At 68.8% G+C, this 17,459-nt stretch carries 11 protein-coding genes; 4 read left to right on the forward strand and 7 right to left on the reverse strand.

Annotation, left to right across the window (positions count from 1 at the left end; genetic code table 11):
- Window positions 1-13 precede the first annotated feature (13 nt).
- Window positions 14-3,793, reverse strand: a complete 3,780-nt coding sequence (locus tag SYV04_RS29020; protein WP_321549193.1) for an FAD-dependent oxidoreductase — start codon at window positions 3,791-3,793, stop codon at window positions 14-16.
- Between the two features lie 211 nt (window positions 3,794-4,004).
- Here SYV04_RS29020 and SYV04_RS29025 point away from each other — a divergent pair, with 211 nt between their 5' ends.
- Window positions 4,005-5,429 carry a hypothetical protein gene (locus tag SYV04_RS29025; RefSeq protein ID WP_321549194.1) on the forward strand — a complete coding sequence of 475 codons (1,425 nt, stop codon included), beginning with the start codon at window positions 4,005-4,007 and terminating at the stop codon, window positions 5,427-5,429.
- On the opposite strand, the gene SYV04_RS29030 is transcribed toward SYV04_RS29025, so the two are convergent.
- Genes SYV04_RS29030 through SYV04_RS29040 form a run of 3 tightly spaced genes read right to left on the reverse strand, consistent with a single transcriptional unit; the run spans window position 5,323 to window position 9,593 of the window.
- Entirely contained in the window at window positions 5,323-6,882 is a 1,560-nt protein-coding gene (locus SYV04_RS29030) for a bifunctional glycosyltransferase/class I SAM-dependent methyltransferase (protein ID WP_321549195.1), read from the reverse strand. The genes SYV04_RS29025 and SYV04_RS29030 overlap by 107 nt on opposite strands.
- Before the next feature lie 24 nt (window positions 6,883-6,906).
- The gene (locus SYV04_RS29035) at window positions 6,907-7,365 is read right to left on the reverse strand and encodes a hypothetical protein (RefSeq protein ID WP_321549196.1); all 459 of its coding nucleotides are present in this window, start codon (window positions 7,363-7,365) and stop codon (window positions 6,907-6,909) included.
- Window positions 7,362-9,593, reverse strand: a complete 2,232-nt coding sequence (locus SYV04_RS29040) for a glycosyltransferase family 4 protein (RefSeq protein WP_321549197.1) — start codon at window positions 9,591-9,593, stop codon at window positions 7,362-7,364. The genes SYV04_RS29035 and SYV04_RS29040 overlap by 4 nt, the downstream gene beginning before the upstream one ends.
- Before the next feature lie 42 nt (window positions 9,594-9,635).
- On the opposite strand from SYV04_RS29040, the gene SYV04_RS29045 reads away from it, so the two are divergent.
- The gene (locus SYV04_RS29045; protein WP_321549198.1) at window positions 9,636-10,730 is read left to right on the forward strand and encodes a glycosyltransferase family 4 protein; all 1,095 of its coding nucleotides are present in this window, start codon (window positions 9,636-9,638) and stop codon (window positions 10,728-10,730) included.
- A 5-nt stretch (window positions 10,731-10,735) separates the two neighbouring features.
- On the opposite strand, the gene SYV04_RS29050 is transcribed toward SYV04_RS29045, so the two are convergent.
- Together SYV04_RS29050 and SYV04_RS29055 are read right to left on the reverse strand one after the other, a co-directional pair.
- On the reverse strand, window positions 10,736-11,920 hold the full coding sequence (locus SYV04_RS29050) for a hypothetical protein (RefSeq protein WP_321549199.1): 1,185 nt from the start codon (window positions 11,918-11,920) through the stop codon (window positions 10,736-10,738).
- A gap of 133 nt (window positions 11,921-12,053) precedes the next feature.
- The gene (locus SYV04_RS29055; RefSeq protein ID WP_321549200.1) at window positions 12,054-13,346 is read right to left on the reverse strand and encodes a hypothetical protein; all 1,293 of its coding nucleotides are present in this window, start codon (window positions 13,344-13,346) and stop codon (window positions 12,054-12,056) included.
- 328 nt (window positions 13,347-13,674) lie between these two features.
- On the opposite strand from SYV04_RS29055, the gene SYV04_RS29060 reads away from it, so the two are divergent.
- Window positions 13,675-15,054, forward strand: coding sequence for a serine/threonine protein kinase (locus SYV04_RS29060; RefSeq protein ID WP_321549201.1), 1,380 nt, complete (start codon window positions 13,675-13,677; stop codon window positions 15,052-15,054).
- A gap of 3 nt (window positions 15,055-15,057) precedes the next feature.
- Here the strand turns inward: SYV04_RS29060 and SYV04_RS29065 are convergent, their stop codons facing one another.
- Window positions 15,058-15,975 (reverse strand): GDP-mannose 4,6-dehydratase, encoded by a 918-nt coding sequence (locus tag SYV04_RS29065; RefSeq protein ID WP_321549202.1) that lies wholly within the window; start codon window positions 15,973-15,975, stop codon window positions 15,058-15,060.
- Between the two features lie 219 nt (window positions 15,976-16,194).
- On the opposite strand from SYV04_RS29065, the gene SYV04_RS29070 reads away from it, so the two are divergent.
- The gene (locus SYV04_RS29070; RefSeq protein WP_321549203.1) at window positions 16,195-17,436 is read left to right on the forward strand and encodes a myxosortase-dependent phytase-like phosphatase; all 1,242 of its coding nucleotides are present in this window, start codon (window positions 16,195-16,197) and stop codon (window positions 17,434-17,436) included.
- Window positions 17,437-17,459 lie beyond the last annotated feature (23 nt).

The following is a 17,459-nucleotide window of genomic DNA, read 5'->3' on the forward strand; positions in this document are numbered from 1 at the left end:
GCGGCGGGGCGCCTCAGACTCGCTTGAGCTGAGGCACCTTCTGGAGGAGCCGCGCCAGGAAGACGTCGGACACCTTCTCCAGCACCGTGTTGCCGCGCAGGCGCTGGTTGAGGTTCACGAAGTCCACCTGGTCCAGCTTCTGGTCCTGGTTGAAGCAGGAGAAGACCCACGTCTCCTTGCCCGTGAGCGGGTCCACGTGCTTCTGGAGGCACTGGGCGCAGATCTCCTTCATCATGCACTGCATCGGCGAGTTGATGGAGCCGATGGCCTCGTGCCCAGGCTTGAGGAAGGGCTGCAGCACGCCGTGGCGGGCCTGCTGCACCGCGCGCATCATCCGGTCCGAGCCGATGGCGATGATGCGGTCCACCTCGCTGAAGGCGATGAGCGGCTGGGGGCCCAGCTTGTTCTCCGCGTAGGCGATCATGGCCTGGACGACGTTGCCCCGGAAGGCCGAGTCCTGCGGTCGCCGCGGCTCGATGAGCTCACCGCCATCCACGCTCCAGATGATCTGGTCCGTGCCGGCTTCGATCTCGTCCTGCTTGAAGCTGTCCACCTTCTGGCGGTAGCCGGCGAAGTAGACGACGCGGCAGCCGGCGGCCTTGAGCGAGCGGGCGATGGAGAAGAGCACCGCGTTGCCGAGGCCTCCACCCACCAGCACCACCGTCTCGTTGTGGCCGATCTCCGTGGGCGTCCCCGTGGGGCCCATGAGCACCACGGGCTCGCCGGGCCGCAGCGCTGCGCACAGGCGCGAGGAGGAGCCCATCTCCAGCACGATGGTGCCCATCAGCCCCTTCTCCTTGTCCACCCACGCGCCGGTGAGGGCCAGGCCCTCCATCGTCAGCCGGGTGCCCTCCACCAGCGGGGCCTGCCGCTCGAAGTTCTGCAGCCGGTAGAACTGGCCCGGCTCGAAGTGGCTGGCCGCGAAGGGCGCCCGCACCACCACCTCCACGATGGTGGGCGTCAGGCGGTTGACGGCCACCACCGTGGCGGTGAACGCCTCGTCCAGCTTCGCGAAGTGGTCAGTCAGCTTCTCCTCGCGCTTGCGCTGGGCCAACTCATCCGAGAAGTCCGTCGCCGCCAGCTCCCGCGCGAAGAGGTGGGACACCTCCGGGTGGCCGTCCTTGGCGCTGGCCATGGCCTTCACCACGTTGCCCGCGTAGGTCGGGTGGTTGTCTCCATAGAAGGAGATGAAGCGCCCGTCCTTCCGGTACGAGGTGAAGAAGCCCGTCTTGCTGTTCAGGTCCTCGCTGGCCGGCACCGGCGCGAGGTCGAAGCTCTCCCCAGCCTCCACCAGCTCGAAGCCCTGGAAGTACTCGCGGTTCTCATCGAGCTGGAAGGTGCCCGGGTACTCCTTCTCGTACGTCACGTTGGGAGAGGTACCCGCCGCCACGCACACGGTGCGCGCGGGCAGCTCGAAGAACTCTCCGCTGCCCTTGAGCTTACCCTCCTTCGTCACCATCCGCTCGAAGCGGATGCCCCGCACCGCGCCGCTGGCGTCCGGCAGGGCCTCCGTCGGGCTCATCCGCTCGATGAAGCGGATGCCTTCCTCGAGCGCCTTCACCACCTCCTCGTGGTTGAGGCGGTAGGCGGGCGACTCGGTGAGGCTGCGGCGGTAGACGAGGCTCACCCCGCCCCAGTCGCGCACCAGCTTGATGAAGTTCGGGTGACGGCCCTCCGCGCGAGCCCGCTCACGCTCGGCGCGCACCGCGCGGCCGTGCTCCAGGAACGTCTGGTAGGTGGCGCGCTCCTCCGCGTCCAGCCGGGCGAGGATGGCTTCCTCGCCGATGTCGGCGGCCAGCTTCTCGTGCCGATCGATCGTGCGCTCCACCTGCACCGGGTAGTACGCCGCCAGCTCGGTGGCCGTGTCGATGCCGGTGAGGCCGCCGCCGATGACGATGGCCGGCAGTTGCACCTGGAGGTTGGCCAGCGAGTCGCGCTTGAAGGCACCCGTGAGCTGCAGCGCCATGAGGAAGTCGCTCGCCTTGCGGATGCCCCGGATGAGGTTGTTCTTCATCCCGATGATGGTGGGGCGGCCCGCGCCCGCCGCGATGGCGATGTGGTCGAACCCCAGCCCCCAGGCGTCATCGACGGTCAGGGTGCCACCGAAGCGCACGCCGCCGTAGATGCGCAGGTTCTCCCGGCGCGCCAGCGTCAGGTGGATGAGGGTCAGGAAGTTCTTGTCCCACCGCACGGTGATTCCGTACTCGGACACGCCGCCGAAGCCCTCCAGCACGCGCTCGTCCAGCTCGCGCGTCAGGGCGTTCCAGTTGTGGATGGGCTGCAGCGACTTGCCGTTGCGCCCCACCAGCGCGTCGTCGAAGGGCTCGATCTTCAGGCCATCCACGCCGGTGACGCCGAAGCCCTCGTTGAGCAGGTAGTGCGCCAGCGTGTAGCCCGCGGGCCCCAGGCCCACGACGAGCACGTTGCGGCCCCGGTACGGCAGCGCGTACGGGCGGCGGACGTTGATGGGGTTCCAGCGCGTCAGCAGGCCGTAGATCTCGAAACCCCAGGGCAGGTTCAGCACGTCCGTGAGGGTGGCCGTCTCCGCCAGTGGGATGTTCACCGGCTCCTGCTTCTGGAAGATGCAGGCCTTCATGCAGTCGTTGCAGATGCGGTGGCCAGTGCCCGGGCACATCGGGTTGTCGAGGACGACCATCGCCAGCGCGGCGATGGAGTTACCCTCGCGCTTGAGGGCGTGCGCCTCGGAGATGCGCTCATCGAGCGGGCAGCCCGTGAGCGGGATGCCCAGCGGGTTCTTCTTGAAGCTGTGGCCCTCGGCCACCGGGTCCTTCGCCTTGAAGCCCTTGGAGCAGGAGTCCTTCTCGCGCTCGTGGCAGATGACGCAGTAGTCCACCTCGTTCATCACGTCGCGCGGGGTGCCCCGGCGGTCCGTGAGCTTGAAGCCATCCCGGTGGCGCAGGTGATGCTCGGGGCCCTCGGCCACCTCGGGCAGGTTCGGGTCCGGGCGGTGGAGCTGCACGAGCTGGTCGAACACCAGCGGCTTGGGCACGCGGTGCGTGGGCCAGGCGTGGAACAGCTCCTTGGCCTCCGGGTGCAGCGCACGGGCGTACGTCCAGCGGTCCGCCAGCGAGAGCAGGGCGCGGACGGACTGCAGCTCCGCCGCGTCGTCTCCCTGGGTGACGAGGCTGGAGCCAAAGGCCTCCCGGCCCTCGGGCGTGGAGAGCAGCGCGGTGCGCAGGGCCGCCCAACGGGTGCGCAGGCCCTCGGCGCGCGACTGCTGCTCAGCGGGGAGGCTGCCGCCGAAGAGGCGCTCCAGGTCCATCAGCGTGAGGACGGACTCGGCCAGGCCGCGCTCCACGTCGCCATGCGCCATGTCCTCGGGGAAGCCGAGCTGCAGCAGCAGGCGCATCCGCGCGTCCAGAGAGGGGTACTCCGCGAGCGTGGGCCGGTCCGGCGCGCCCTTCTTGAAGACGCGACGGGTGATGAAGTCGCGCTTGAAGTCGAACAGGGGCAGCTCGCCCTTCAGGCGGCTGGCCAGCCCCTCCGTCTCCGTGTCGAGGTTGAAGAGGCGGGCCACGAAGCGGGACACGTGGCGGGAGACGCGGATGAGCAGCTCCGACTCCGCGGGGCCCGAGGGGCTGGTGCCACCGGACTTCCGGTAGGCCTCGAAGGCCTGGAAGAGCTCGGGCTCGTGTTCGGTGAGCCAGGCGTCGAAGCGCTCCGAGAGCCGGCGCAGCCCGCGGGGACGGTAGAGGTCCTCGAAGGTGAACCCAGGCAGGCCCAGGGTCAACGTGGGAGCGGAGTCGGTCGGAAGGGCGGTCAAGGGGCGCATGTCACTGGTGGTGTAAGGAGGAACCCTGGGAAACGGCTCCTGAAACGCGCCTATTTCGCGGGCCACTGCCTGGAATGCAAGCGTGCAGGAGGGCCTACCCCCTGCCGAGGCGATGGGAGCGATAGGGCCCGCTTTTCCGTCGCCAGGGGTCCTCCAGGCGGGGAGGGTGCTACAAAGGCGCGCCCTGCCTACGGAAATACCCGAAGTGAACGTGCCTTCCGAGAAAGCCCCCGCCCCCTCTCCCCCTGTGGAGGTGGCCCTGGCTCCCCCTCCCGTCGAGGGCTGGTGGCTCTCCGCCTGCTGCCTGGTGGCGGCCACGGTGATGGGGCTGACGCTGCAGCTCACCAACGGCACCCTGCGGTCGGATGCCCTCGTCGGCCTCTCCGTGACCCTGGTGCTGAGCGCGGGGGCCGTGTGGGGGTGGCGCCTGGGCCGCGGGACGCCCCGGGTGGAGGCCGTGCTGGCGGCGCTGCTGGGAGGGGCCCTGTTGCTCCAGCTCCGGGTGATGGCCTTGGAGCACCCGGGCATGTACCTGAACCTGAACGGCCCCTGGCCCTATGCGCCCTTCTACTGGGGGCTGGCCGCGGAGGCGCTGGTGGTGGGAGCCATGCTCGCCGGCTCCGAGCGGCTTCGGCGCGTGCTGGTGCTCGTGCTTCTGGGGCTGCACCTCTTCCTGGGCGCCTGGATGCTGCGCATCTCGCCCTCGCCCTACATCGACGTGTTCATCTTCGAGAGCCAGGCGGTGGAGGCGCTGCTGAAGGGTACCAACCCGTACGCCATCACCTTCCCCAACATCTATGGGCATGGCCTCTTCTATGGAGAGGGGCTGACTCGGGATGGACGGCTGTTGTTCGGCTTCCCGTACCCGCCGCTGAGCCTCTACTTCTCCGTGCTGGGCAAGGTGCTGGGAGGAGATCCCCGTTGGGCCCAGCTCGTGGCCCTGACGCTGGCCGCGGGCCTCATGGCCTTCGCGCGCGGAGGGCGTCTGGGAGTGGGAGCGGCGGCGCTGCTCTTGATGACACCGCGTGGGCTCTTCGTCCTCGAGCAGGCGTGGACCGAGCCCTTTCTAATCCTTCTGCTGGCCGCCAGCGTCTTCTGTGCGTGCCGCTTTCCGCGCGCGCTGCCCTATGTCTTCGGCCTGTTGCTGGCCGTGAAGCAGTACACCGTCTTCATGGTGCCGCTGGTGCTGCTGCTCACCCCTCTGCGAGGGCGGGCGCTCTGGGGGCTGCTCTGGCGCGCGGGAGCCACCGGGCTCGGGGTGAGCCTGCCGCTCGTCCTCGCCAACCCTTCCGCGTTCATCCACAGCGTGGTGACGCTGCAACTCCATCAGCCCTTCCGGATGGACTCGCTGAGCTACCTGTCGTGGTGGGTGTCCCAAGGCCACCCGCAGCCGCCGGTGTGGATCGCCTTCGCGGGCGTTGCCGTGGCCCTCGCGCTGGCGCTCTGGCGGGCGCCACGCACTCCCGCGGGGTTCGCCGCCGCGCTGGCCTTCGTCTACTGCGTCTTCTTCGCGCTCAACAAACAGGCCTTCAGTAATTACTACTACTTCGTGGTGGGCGCCCTGTGTGTGGCGCTGGCTGCGGCGTCGCCTTCGCCTGCTGGTCCCGAAGGGCGCTCCGCTCCTTCGAGTCCTTGAGCACGAAGCTCACGTCGGGCGTCGTCTCCGCCTCGACGTAGATCTGGTACGAGAAGAGCGTCTTGCTCAGTCGGATGAGTGCGAGGTTGGCGCCGACGGCCGCCTTGCCCAGCACCCCGTTGCCCAGCACCTTGGGGAAGGGCGCGGGCACCCCGCGCACGTCCTTGATGCGGAAGCCGTTGTCGCGCAGCAGGTGACGCAGGCTCCGGAAGGTGAAGAGGCGGGTGTGCGTCCGGTCCAGGATGCCCGCCTTGCCGTAGTTGAACTGCCCGGCCAGCAGCATCAGGCGCTGGACGATGAAGGCCACGTTGGGCGTCGTCAGCACCAGCTTCCGAGGGGTGTAGTCGAACTGCTGGCGCAGCTCGGCCAGGAAGCGCTCCGGGTCCTTGATGTGCTCGATGACGTCCAGCAGCAGCAGGTGGTCGTAGTCATGCACGTCGAAGCGCAGCGGCTCGTCCAGGTTCTGCAGGTGTACCTGGATGCGCGGGTCCGGCTCGGTGGGAGGGTGCTGGTCCACCACCGCCGTGGTGCAGCCCTTGTTCACCAGCTCGCGCGCCAGGCCGCCAGGACCAGAGCCGATGTCCAACACCTTCGCCCCGGAGGGCACCGCGTCCAGCGCCCAGGAGTGGCTGCTCGCGTAGCCGAGCTTGAGATCGTAGTGGTGGTTGGCCTGGCTGATGGGGTCGAAGCGGCGCTGGTAGAGCAGGCCCGCGCGGTGGAACACGTTGCGCAGCGTGGCCAGCATCACGTCCCGGGCGTACTTCATCCCGTTCACCCGGGAGATCTCGTCCCCGTAGTAGGTGGGGATGGGCAGCTCCAGCAGGCGCGCGTTCGCGTTGAGCAGCTGGAGGATGATCTCCGTGTCGAAGTGGAAGTCGTTGGAGTTGAGCGGGAAGGGGATGCGCTCGAGCGCCTTCACCGAGTAGACGCGGTAGCCGCTGTGGAACTCGGACAGGCGCGTGCCCAGCAGCGCGTTCTGCACGGTGGTGAGGATCTTGTTCCCCACGTACTTGTAGAGCGGCATGCCGCCCTTGAGCGCGCCGAAGCGGTCCATCATCCGGCTGCCGAAGACGGCCTCGGCGCGGCCCTCGCGCAGCGGCTCCACCAGCCGGGGCAGCTCCTCGGGGGCGTACTGCCCGTCGCCATGCACCATGGCGACGAAGTCGAACCCCTCGGCGATGGCGTAGGAGTAGCCGACCTTCTGGTTGCCGCCGTAGCCCTGGTTGTGCTCGTTGCGCAGCACCGTCATCCGGATGTCCGGGTGGTGCTCCTGGTACTCGCGGCCGATGGCGAAGGTGCGGTCCTCGGAGGCGTCGTCGACCACGAGCACCTCGCACTCGTACGTCTCGAAGACCGAGGCGGGGATGCGCTCCAGCACCCAGCGCAGGGTGGACTCGGCGTAGTAGGCGATGACGAAGATGAGCAGCCGCGGCTGCTTCGATGGCCTGGTCATAGGGAGCCCGGGGGCGCGCGCATGCTACTTCGACTTCGGACGACGGGGACGAGAGGGGACGACAGGCTGCTCGGGAGGCGGGGAGGCGGAGCCCTGCGCGGACTTGAGCTGCTCCACCTCCCGGCGCAAGCGGAGCACCTCGGCGGAGAGCTCCGCGTAAGACTGGCGCACGTGCCCGTTGAAGACGCGCTGGCGGCCGAGCGTCTCGTTGATGAGCACCTGGGCCGTCTTGCGGAAGGCCCACTTAGCCACCAGGACGAGCTGGCCCACGCCACCCCGGTGCGTGTGCAGGGGCAGCGGCCGGGTCGGGTCCGCGTGCTCCTCCATCGCCTGGAGGTGGAAGGAGAGCGGATCCACCCGGGGCTCGACGCCCTCTTCGGGCACGTCCGCGGGCTCGGAGGTGGGGAGGCCGCGAACGCGCAGGCGCTCCTCGATGCGGGCGATCAGCTCACGCGCGGGGATGTCCCGTCCCAACAGCTTCATCGGCGCTTCTCCTCGAGGATGCGATCCATTTCTTCCTGGTAGGCGGCGACCACCTTGGGCCACGCGTGCTTCTTCGCGTAGGCCAGCCCCTTCTTGCCCATGGGGCCGCGCTGCTCGCCCACCTCGCGCAGGCCGGAGATGAACGAGTCCAGGTTCTCGTAGGTCCGACCCGCGCCGCTGCGCTCCACCTGCCCGCGCAGCACCTCCGAGTGGCCGTTGACGAGCACCGGCGTGGACTGCGCGAAGGCCTCCAGCGTGAGCAGCGACAGGCTCTCGAAGCGCGAGGGCACCACCACCGCCAGCGCTCCGGCCAGCGCGTCCTGCTTGTCCTGCTCGTCGATGCGGCCCACGTAGCGTACGCCCTCGCCGGCAAGCTCCATGTGGGCCTCGCCCGCGAGGACGAGATCCGGCGCGTCCGCGTAGCCCGCCTTCAGCGCTCGGTGGTGCGAGAGCAGCTCGGGGATGCCCTTTCCCGCCTCCAGCCGCCCCACATAGAGGAGGTAGGGGCGATGCACGCCGTGCTTCTCGCGGAAGCGCTCCGGCTTCGCGGCGGGCCGGTCCACGCCCACTCCCACCACCCGGGCTCTGGCGTGGTTCGGGTAGAAGCGCTCGATGAGGGAGATCTCCTCCGGCGTGTTGCACATGAGCACCCGGGGGCGCTCGAAGACGTCCGCGTAGACGCCGAAGCGGATGGGCGGCTCGTCGTGCGCGGTGGGGACGATCATCGCCCGGTCCGCCACCATGGGCAGCCCCCACACCGTGGGCGCATAGAGATAGGTGAAGAAGATGAAGCCGTCGTAGTCCGCGCGCGCCGTCTCCAGGTGCGAGAGCAGCCCCGGGGACAGCGGGCCCTGCTCGGCCACCCAGTGCTCCTCGCGCAGCCGCTCGTTGGGCTTGTCGAACACGGCGCGCGACAGTCCGTTGAAGGGGCGGATGTTGCGCGTGCGTGTCACCGGGAAGCGCAGCACCGGCAGTCCGTCCACCCGGTCCGGACCCGGCGGGAAGACGTTCTCCCAGCTCAGGTGGTTCTTGGCGCAGGTGGTGAGCACCGTGAGGGCGAAGTGGGGCGAGAGGTGCTCGGCGATCTGTTGGGCGTGGCGCTCGGCGCCTCCCGTCACCTCTCCGTAGCGCTGCACCACGATGGCCACGCGGGGGCGCTTGGGCTTGCGCGCGGGGCGGCGGGGCGGGGCGGTTTCGCCCAGGGCCTTCTCCAGGGCGCGCTGGCTGTTCTCCGCGGAGAAGTGCTCGAGGCGGCGGGCCTGGCCGGCGAGCAGCCGCTGGCGCAACTCGGTGTTCTCGCTCACCTCCGCCGCCAGCTCGGCGAGGAAGGCGAAGTGCTTCTGATCGAAGGCGATGCCCGCGCCCCCGAGCGTCTCCGGCACGGCGGCGGCGCCGAAGGCGAGCACCGGCACCTCGGCCGCCATGGCCTCGATGAGCGGCACTCCGAAGCCCTCGTGCTCGCTCATGGAGACGAAGACGTGGGCGGAGCGGTAGGCAGCCACCAGCTCCGCGTGGTTCAGCCGCCCCAGGAAGTGGACTCCGGGCAGCTCGCGCGCGGTGCGCCGCAGGGACTTGAAGTAGCGGCTTCCGGGCTCGTAGCCGCCGACCAGCAGCAGGCGCGCGTCTGGGCGGATGCGCACCAGCTCCGCGTGCAGCGCGAGCAGATCCTCGAAGCGCTTGTGCGCGGCCACCCGGCTCACGCTCAGCACCACGGGGCCGGGGCCCTCCAGGCGCTGGAGCAGGGCCGGGTCCGCGTAGCCCTTCGAGAAGCGCTCCGGCTCGATGAAGAGGGGAACGGTGTGGACGTTGCGGTAGCCGGCGGCGCGCAGCTCCGCGGCGTTGAAGTCCGAGACGCCGATGGCCAGCTCCACGAAGGGCGCCATGGCGGCGAGCTGGGCCCGCCCGGAGACGAGCGCCTCAGCCAGTGGCGTGCCCATGTAGAAGCGCGCCGGGCTGATGTTGTGGAAGACGAGGCCCCGGCGGCAGGGCAGGTGCATCAGCCGGCCGCTCAGCGGCGAGGCGATGCCGTGGTGGTAGAGCACCCAGTCGTCGGGGGCCGGGCGCAGGGCGGAGACGGGGTGCGCCAGCGACTCGAGGCCCGCGCCCACCTCGCCCGCGTAGAGCTCGCCGGCATGACCCATCCGGCGCAGCAGGAGCTGGAGGTGCAACGCGGCCTGTCCGGTGGCGTCGCCCGGGACGAAGCTGGGAATCAACTGGTGGACCGCCATGGGCTGCCTTGCCTATCACACGCCCGTGGTATGAGGCGCACCGTGTCCATCGGCCCCATTGCTTTTGACGCGAGCCTCTGGGACGAGCCGACCACGGGTATCGGCCTGTATACCCGCTGTCTGGCCTCGGCTCTGGAAGAACAGGGCGCCTCCCTGGAGCGCTTTGGAGCCCGGCTCTCGGGCGAGCACCCGAGGGGGCACATGGGCCGGACCGGCTACACGCTCGCGCGCCTGCCGAGGGACTTGCGGGGCTCTGAGGCGAGGCTCTTCCATGCGCTGGGCAACTTCAACCTGCCGCTCACGCGGGTGCCGGGCAAGGCGTACGTGCTCACCGTGCATGACCTGATTCCGCTGACGATGCGGGAGACGGTGTCCACGGCGTTCCGGTGGCAGTTCCGCCTGTGGCTGACGCGCAGCCTGATGATCGCCGACCGGGTGGTGTGCGTGAGCGCCCATACGCGGGACGAGCTGCTCGCGCGCTTCCCCGAGGTCGCCGACCGCACGGTGGTAGTCCACAACGGCGTGGACCACGTGGATGCCGAGCGCCTGGATGCCACGGGGGAGACCTTCGTGCGGACGCTGGCGCTGCCGAAGGACTTCGTGCTGTACGCGGGCTCGTTGGATGTGCGCAAGAACGTGGGGCTGGTGCTCGACGCAATGGAGCGACTCCGCGCGCGAGGGCGGAGTGTGCCGCTCGTGCTGTCGGGGCAGAGCTGGTTCGGTTCAGGGGCGGTGGAGACGCGGGTGGGACGGATGCGGGCCGAGGGCTTCGACATCCGCCCGCTGGGGTACCAGTCGGCGCCAGTCTTCTACGAGCTGATGCGGCGCGCGGCGCTGTTCGTCTTCCCGTCGCGAGGGGAGGGGTTCGGGCTGCCACCGCTGGAGGCCATGCGGCTGGGGACGGCGACGATTGTCTCGAACGTAGGCTCGCTGCCCGAGGTGTGTGGCGATGCGGCGCCCGCCGTGGGGCCGGATGACGCGGAAGGGCTGGCGACGGCCATCGACCGGCTCCTGCGCGCTCCGGAGGAACGGCGGCAATGGGCGGAGAAGGGCCGGCGCCAGGCGGAGGCCTTCACCTGGAAGCGCGCGGCGGACCAGACGCTCGCGGCGTACGAGGCCGCGCTTCGGGAGCGCTGAAGAATTCAGTGGGCCTGGGGTTTGGCGAGGCGCTGGGCGGTGCGGAAGAACTGGGAGCAGGAGGAGTCGAGGGCTGACTCCGGGCTCTGGAGCGCATGTCGGGCGCGGAGGAACGGCAGCCAGGCTCGGTCTCCGATGATGACGGCCGACTCTTCCAGCTTGCGCCGGGGCACCCAGCGGCCGCCCAGGAAATGCACGAGGTGGCGGCCCAGCCAGGCGCCGAGGGCCGCGACCAGGGTTTCTCGCTGTTCTTCCGAGAGGTTCTTGGCCCAGCGGAAGTGCCACAGCCGGAAGTCCACGCGCGGCAGGGCCTCCAAGGAGCTCTCCATGAGCGAGGGCTCCTCGGTGTGGAACAGCGCGATGAGCTGTTCGGCGTACAGCCCCTCATAGGTGTCGATGGCGGCCTTCGCATCGTCCACATCGGAGGCAGGGGCCTGGGAGGCAGGAAGCCACTCGGAGACGGGAGGAGGACGATAGCGGTTGAAGTTCTCGACGTTCTTGCGCCGTTCGGCCAGTCCCAGGAAGTCCACCGCGCGCAGGAGGATGTCGGCGACGTCGGGATCGAACTGGATGGGGACTGGAGAGAAGGCCAGGGAGCGCTGGCGCAAGGTGTCCAGGGTCGCTTCCAAGCTGAGTTCGGGGCGAAGGTGGACGAGGGCGCGGGCTTGCGCCACGCGGGCTTCTTCGGAGTCGAAGTCCGCGGGGGTGGGGCGGGTGAGCCAGAGGATGGCGCCTCCGGAGAGTTCTTCCATGAGGGCCGCCGGGGTGGACAGCACGCGCTGACGGCCAAGTTCCTCCACCATGCGTGGGCCGTACACGTTGAGCCAGAAGGCCTCATGGACGCTCTGAGACGTGCTCGTGTCCATTCCCTGTGGGTCGGTACCCAGGGAGAGATCGGTAGCGCTGTGGCCCAGCGCGAAAGAGAGCGGAAGGCGGGTGGCGAGCGCGCGAACGAACGAGACGAGGTGCTCGGCTCGATTGGCTTCCCTGAAGAAGGAGAGGGGGCTGATGGAGAATCTGATCGTGCAGAGGACGCCCTCGTCGTCCGTCCTGCTCGTGAGGGAGAGGAGGATCTCTGGAGCTTGGGAGCGCTCCAGCATGAGGTCAAAGGTGTTGCCGAGGGACGCTTCATGAAGTCGCTTGCGCAGCGCTTGGCGCGAGTACTTCAGCCCACGCCGAGTGTGAGCCATCCTGTCTGGCCGGAGGTCCTCAGGCAGTGACTCGAAGACCTCGAGCACGGGCTCCAGCCCTTCAAAACCCCGGTCCATGGGGTTGACGGAAGAGAAGAGGCGAAGAAGGAAACGGTCAGACCTGTTCCATTCGTCAGGGGACATGGAAATGGAGTGAGACTCCGCGGGTACGCGCTTCCACGGAGAGCGTCTCCATGAACGCGGGTGAAATGCCCGTTCCGTCATAGACGAGATGCACCCGGGAGACGACAACCTTGCGCCCGAAGAGTGGGTGACCGGGCCTGCGCACCTCCACAGTTCCGCCATACTTGGTCTGAGCTTCGGAGATGTCGAGTCGGACCTGCTTGATGGCATCCCTCTCGTTCACGGCCGAGAAGTGGTGCTGCTTGTTGCTGAAGGTGTGGAGCGAAGGGCGCATGCCAGGACGTAGAGAAGCCTGGTCCACGACGAGCTGGTCTACGTAGCTGAGGGTAGAGGTGCCCTCATGTGCCAGGCCCACGTTCTCCGCGACGATGGGACGCTCCATTCCGCGAAGCCACTGGCGCTGCCCTGATGCCAGTGCCTCTTGCTGGAGCGCTTGGGTGGTACTGCGCTGGAACTCCAGTGCCCGTTGGAAGCGACCGAGCAGGGTCGAGTAGCTCTCCCACGTCAGGGGTGACTTGAGTTCGGTCCGCCCAGAGTGGCTTGCGAGGTGCTCGTAGCGCCGCTCCCAGTACTCCACGTATCGGATCCACCGTGGGGCATTCGCTGACATCCCCACGGGTGGATGCTCCAGAGAGGGCCGCAAGCGCGCAAGCACCTCCACCTGGGGCGGGTGGCGTGCCGCAGCCTTCAGCGCCTCCGGCAGCCGGGCCTCCAGCGCGGAGACTTCCTCCACTGCCAGGCGGGCTTCTCCCCTCGGTAGCACCAGCCTGGGATCGAGGGAGACCTGCCGTGCGAGTTGTGCTGCCTCCGTTGCGGTTGCGCCTGCCTCCGCTGCGCCAGCCTCGGCTTCCGCCGCGCCCGCCGCACTGGCCTTCACCACGGTGGTTGACAGCAACACCGTCAGTGCCCCAGCAATGACCGCATTCTTGACGTTCTGAAGCCTGGCCTGACGGGAGAAGCTGTCGGCCATCAGCTGGCGCAGGCGCATGCCTCCAGGCCCACGTGAGGGCATCAGCTCCTCCAGGAAGTGCCATTTCACAGTGCAGGCAGGCAGCGAGTGGCACACCAGTCCCGAGGCACGATTGGCCAGCACTTCACCCGAGCTTTGGACGGTGTGTTCCAGTTGGGCGAAGAGGGTCAGGGCGCGCGCGGTGCCCAGCTGAGCGTCCGCATACACGCGCTCCAGGTGGGAGGAGCGGTACACCAGCAGCACGGCGGAGCGCTCTCCGACCAGCTTCCCCTGAGGGTCGCAGTACAGGCTGTAGTCGAAGGGAGGCGCCACGTCCCGGCGCAGCTCTTCAACGGCGACAGCCTCCTCGTCGCTGCAACTGCTAACCCAGCAGCGCCGAGGACAGCAGGAGCAGCAGCACCACGGGGATGAAGCGGGACATGATGTCCGAGCGTGACACTGGTGTTGTGAGAGAAGACAGGACCGGCGCCGTCGGACGAACGGGCGGGATTCGCCAGGAAGGAAGGACGGCCAAGTTTCAGCCAGGCATCCCTGTGCGGCCAACCCGCATCCCATCCCAGAGGTCGTCTTTCTCACGGAAGACAAATCAGGTAGGAAGAGGGTGTAGCGCTGCTGCGGAATGGATTATAGGAGCAGTCCCATGGAGAGATTTCGCGCGGTGGATCCCTCCGACCTACCGCCTGGCACCGAGGTGGGGAACTGGCGGACGGTGCGCTGGCGCGGTCGTGGCTCCTACGGCGCCGTCTATCACGCTGATCCCGTGGGGAAGCGAGGTTCAGGGCCCTTCGCCCTGAAGGTCGCGCGCTATGCCGGGGACCTGCGCTTCGAGCGCGAGGTGGAGATGCTGTCGCGTCTCCGCCACCCGAATGTGCCGCGACTCCTGGACTCGGGAGAGTGGACGCTGCCCAACGGCGCTTCCTACCCCTATCTGGTGATGGAGTGGGTGAGCGGAGAGCCGCTGTACCAATGGCGCTGGCACAACAGCTTCACCTCCCGTGAGGCGATGAAGCTGCTGGCGCAGGTGGCGCGAGCGTTGGAGGCCACACATGAGGTGGGAGGCGTCCACCGGGACGTCAAAGGGCTGAACGTCCTGGTGACGATCCGGGGCAAGGCGATGCTGATGGACTTCGGCTCGGCGTGGTACCCCGGAGCGCGCATGCTGACCCGGCAGTCGAAGGCGCCGGGGACACCTCAGTACGCGAGCCCGCAGGCACAGTTGCACCAGTGGCGATTCCGAGACCAGGAGTCGGCGCGCTACCCCTCGGAGCCGGCGGACGACATGTACTCGCTGGGAGTCATGGCCTACAAACTCGTCACCGGCGACTACCCCAAGACCTTGGACTGGAAGCCGGGAGAGGAAACACCGCAGTTGGTGTGTGCGCAGAAGCTGCGTCCCGAGGCCCAGGTGACGGTGAGCCGGGAGTTGGCGGCGCTCATCCGCCAGTTGCTCTCCGAGAAGCCCTCGGACCGGGGCACCGCGACGGAGGTGGCACAGGCCCTCGAACGTGCGGTGAGGAAGGCTGGGCGCAAGGCGGATCAGCCCATCAGCGCTCATCCACCCAAAGAGCCCCTTGCGGAGAGGGTGTGGGTCCGCCAGTTGCGCCGGGAGCTGCCGTGGATGGGCTGGCTCACCGCGGCGGCCATGGGCGGAGGGCTGGCGGTGCGGGCGTGGGAGGCGGGCACCGTGGAGCCGGTCAGGCGGCCCGCGCACGTGGCCCAGATAGCGCGCGATGGAGATGGTGGGACCTCAGCCCTCGGGGACGTCGCGGCCACGGTGCGTGGGGCGACGGAAATGCCAGAGTCCAAGCGGGCGGGTTTCGGTCTCGACCTGCCGAAGAAGCCGTTTCCCGGCCAGCGCCGACCGCCGTGCAAGAAACCGGAAACGGAGATCTACGGAGGGTGTTGGGTGGGCCTTCGGGATGCGACGCCTCCGTGCGGGGACAACGCGTATGAGTGGAAGAACGGGTGCTACTGGCCCTCTTTTCCACCCCGGCGCCCCGAGACGTCCGAGCAGCAGTAGGCGCTAGAGCCCGGTCGGGCCGAGCACCTCGCGCAGGGCCTCCGTCACCGTGCGTTTGGGCTCCCAGCCCAGGGCCCGCAGCTTGTCCGGCGTGCCCACCGAGTAGGGAATCTCCGAGGGGCGCATCCTGGCGGGATCCTGCTCGATGCGCGCCGAGACGCCAGACAGCACCAGCATCTCCTCCAAGACGGAGCGGATGGTGCGGCCCTCGCCGCTACAGATGTTGTACGTCTGCCCGGGCTCTCCCGCCGTCAGCAGCAGGCGGTAGGCGGCCACCACGTCTCCCACATGGGAGAAATCGCGGATGGAGTCCAGGTTGCCCGTGCGCAGCACCGGCTCTCCCTTGCTCTTCTGGATGGCCCGAAGCTGCGCGGCGAAGGAGGGCACCGCGAAGATCGCATCCTGCCCCTCACCCAGATGATTGAAGGGCCGCGCCACCACCACCCGCAGCCCGTAGCTGCGGTGGAACTGGCGGCCCGCGGTCTCCGCCGCCATCTTCGAGGTGGCAAAGGGACTCAGCGCCGCAAGCGGCTGCTCCTCAGTGGCGCGCGCCCCCTCGTGTACCGGCCCGTACACCTCGCCCGAGCTGATGAGCAGCACGCGCGCCTCGGAGGCGCTCTCCCGCGCCGCCGTCAGCAGGTTCACCGTCCCCATCGCGTTCACCGCGAAGACCCGCGTCGGGTTGCCATGGCTTCGCGCCACCGAGCTGAACGCCGCCAGGTGGATGATGCCCTCCGGACGCGCCCGCTCCATCGCCGCCCGCACCGCCGCCTCGTCCGTGATGTCGAAGTTCAGCGCGTGGCTGTTCACGCCCTCGGCGCGTGGACCATGCGCCTCCAACACCTCGTCTCCCGCCGCGCGCAGCAGCGCGCACAGATGGCGCCCCGCGAACCCGTCCGCTCCCGTGACCAGGATCCGCATCTAGCGCCCACCCGCCGAGAGGGCGTTCCTCGCTCCGGAGTCGCCGTTCTGAGCCGGGGGGTCGATGATGAGCGCGCGATAGGTGGTCATGCTGAGTGTTCCCTGGACGAAAGGGGCGCGGTTGTACCCGACGGTTTTCCTTGCGCCAACCCTCCCGAGCGCGGATCGATTGCACCGGCCACCCCCTGGGTGGCGAGTTACCCTACCCAAGAGGCCGTCATGCGTGTTCCCACTCTCCTCGTCGTGCTCGCGTCCCTGGCGGGCCTCTCCGCTGGTGCGCAGACGGTTGCCGTCAATCCCGCGGGTGAGACGCAAGTCGTCCCCCGTGGGGGTGTCGATGATCTGGACGTCGCGCTCTGGCCCAACTCCGCGGCTCCCCAGCGCAGCCTCCTCATCGTGTCGGACCCGACCGTGGGTCTCACCACCTACAAGCTGGACGGAGGTGAGCAGGAGGTACGCCTGGGCGAGGGGGTGTCGTTCGGAGTGGACGTACACGACAGCTTCGCCCTCCCGGGCGCCAACGCGCCCCTGATCGTGGTGGCCAATGCGTCACGGGCGCTCAACGCGTACGTGGTGGATCCGCTCACCTTGGGACTGCGCCGGGTGGATATGGACACGCTGCGCGTTCCGAACTTCGAGCCGCGCACGGTAGCCCTCTACCGCAGCGCCTCCAGCGGCCGGTTCTATGCCTTCGCCGTCAACGCCGCTGGCACCGTGCAGCAGCTCGAGCTGAGCGCCAACCAGGACGGTGGCGTCGAGGGCGCGGCGGTGCGCAACTTCGATGTGGGCGGCGCGGTCTCCGGCGCCGTGGCGGACGATCAGCAGGGCGCCCTCTTCGTGGCCCAGCAGAATGAGGGCATCTGGCGCTACTCCGCCGAGCCCAATGGGGGCTCCACGCGCGAGCGGGTGGCCACCCCCAGCAATGGGTTCCTCGAGGTACCGCTGGGCGGGCTATCGCTCTACGCCCTGGCCGATGGAGACGGCTACCTCGTCGCCGCGAGCGCGGGGGGCAACCGGGTCGTCCTCTTCCAGCGCAAGCCCCCGCACGACATCGTGGGCGCCTTCAGCGTCCAGGCCAGCGGCACCATCGACGCCGTGACGGGCCCGAACTCCATCGAGGTCTCTTCCCGCGCGCTGGGGACGGCCTTCCCCGGGGGAATCGTGGTCGTCCATGACGCGCAGAACGATCCCACCCAGAACCACAAGCTCGTCTCCTGGCAGAGCGTCGCCAGCGCGTTCTCTCCGCCGCTCCGGAGCAGTGCGCAGCCCAGCCCGGATGGAGGCGTCGATGGCGGGACGGATGGAGGGAAGCCCGGCGGTGGTGGCGGCGGCTCGGGCGGTGGGGGCGGTTCGATCCCCTCGGAGGAGGGGGGCTGTGGCTGTGCCGCGGCGTCCGTCCCCGGCACCGTGCTCTTCCTGGTGGTGGGGCTCGCGCTGCGTGGCCGCAGGCGGCGCGGTTGATGCGGGTTGCCAGCGGGCGTGCG

It is taken from the genome of Hyalangium ruber (assembly GCF_034259325.1).
GTDB classification, from domain to species: Bacteria; Myxococcota; Myxococcia; order Myxococcales; family Myxococcaceae; genus Hyalangium_A; species Hyalangium_A rubrum.